The sequence below is a fragment of the Streptomyces sp. NPDC019396 genome, assembly GCF_040632375.1.
In the GTDB taxonomy this organism is placed as follows: domain Bacteria; phylum Actinomycetota; class Actinomycetes; order Streptomycetales; family Streptomycetaceae; genus Streptomyces.
On the sequence record NZ_JBEYBS010000093.1, the window covers coordinates 1 to 1,729 of the forward strand.

The window sequence follows — 1,729 nt, forward strand, 5'->3', positions numbered from 1 at the left end:
GGTGCCGACGGCACCGGCCGACGAAGGAGGCCGGGGCCGGCGAGCACGCACCGGGCCACCAACACCGCCGCCCCGCCAGGGGCGTCCGCTACCGCGCCGCACAGCACGACGCGGCCCGCCCCGGCCGGCTCGGCAGGGGACGGGCCGCGTCGCCTCCGCTACCGGAGCTCGTTCCGGCGGCACCAGCACCGGGAAACGGTGGACCTCGTGTTGTTGTACGGCCAGAACTCCCGGATGTCCGCCTGGGCGGCGGCATCGGTCCGGTAGCACCGTGAGTAGACCTGGCTCCGGCTGCTGATCGCGTTGCTGTAGTAGACGTTCACATGGGCGGCCGGGGGCTCGGCGGTGGCCGCCTCGACCAGCAGGACCGGCGTGCCCGGCGCGGCCCACATCCCCCATACGCCGCCGCTGTGGTGGGGGTTGTCGCTCAGCCACCGGACGAAGATGCGCGGGGCTCCCGGCGCCGCCTCGCCCTCCTCGATGTCGACCACCATCGCGGGGTCGGCCCATTTCCCCCAGCCGTCGGACGTGGTGATGACGTCGCCGAGACGGACGTGCGCGAGCGGCATCCATCCGAACTCGGTGGTCCGCTCGGCGGTCGGGCGGCCGTGTGACAGGTACTCACCGGAGCACCAGTCACGCCAGTTCTCGGGCCGTGAGTGGTGTCCGACGTAGCCGGTGAACCGGGGGTCGGCCGGTGTGGGGGCGTCGTCGGCCCCGCAGGTGCCGCATGTGACGGGGTGCTCGGCGTCAGTCCAGTACGGCCCGTACTCCCGGCTCGTGTCGCACCGGCGACAGTCGAGCCGGGTCTTGCTGCGCGGGTCGACGGGCGGGCACTGGGCGGAGTGCTCGATGGTGTACGGGGACGCGATGACCACTGGGGGAGTCCTTCTGTTCGTTGAAGCGTTCGGGGAGTGGGCGGGGGCTTCGCCCCCGCCCGACCGGCCACGGCGTCAGATCACGCCGATGGCCAGCAGCCACGACGGCGACCCGTGCTCACAGGTGCCGTCCGGCTCCACCCAGCACCCGTCTTGGGCTTCGGCTCCGCCGTCGGACATCCAGCTCTGCATCTGCTCGATGGACGGCCTCCCGGTGTCGTCCCCGCGCTCGGGCTCCTGGTCCTCCTTCGCGTCGCGGGAGACGATCAGCGCCTGTCCCGACAGATCGAAGGTGGTCTGATCCTTGTCCGCCCACCACGGGGCGCCGCTGACCTGGAACGTCCGGTGCGTGACGTCCTTCAGGCCCTGCTTGCTCAGCTCCAGCACACGGTCCGTCCAGCCGGTGACGCGCGGGTAGGCGCTGGCGTCGCTGAGCAGACAGGCGATCCTGTCGCCCACCTGCACGTCCTTCGTGTCGATCCATTCGGTCTTGGCGGTCACGGTCACTCCCTGGTGTTGAAGGTTCGGGGTTCGCCGTCCGGGGCTGCCATCCCCTTCCGACATCACTAATTCTGCCTTATTTAGGGGTCTGGGTCCACCCGAAACAGGGGCCTCGGAGGGTGATCTGGATCACACATTTTCGCAGGCCAGGGGCGGTTTCCGCCCCACCGGCGACGGCCTCGCCGGGCGGCGTCCGCCACGGCTCCGCCCGGTGGGCGGGGGCTCCCCTCGGTCGGTCGGGCAGGCTCGCCCGTACCCGGGTTCCGGCGGGGGTGCCAGGCTCGCGGAGCGACCGCGAAGCGGCCCGGCCTGGCGGCCCCGCCGGGTTCCGGGTAGCCCTCCGGGTGACC

General features: G+C 71.9%; 2 protein-coding genes. Both read right to left on the reverse strand.

The window, feature by feature from the left end:
- Positions 1 to 158: 158 nt before the first annotated feature.
- Positions 159 to 878: a hypothetical protein gene (locus ABZ532_RS31585; RefSeq protein ID WP_361291444.1), complete on the reverse strand. Its 720-nt coding sequence runs from the start codon at positions 876 to 878 to the stop codon at positions 159 to 161.
- 75 nt (positions 879 to 953) lie between these two features.
- Entirely contained in the window at positions 954 to 1,379 is a 426-nt protein-coding gene (locus tag ABZ532_RS31590; RefSeq protein WP_361291447.1) for a hypothetical protein, read from the reverse strand.
- Between the last annotated feature and the right edge of the window lie 350 nt (positions 1,380 to 1,729).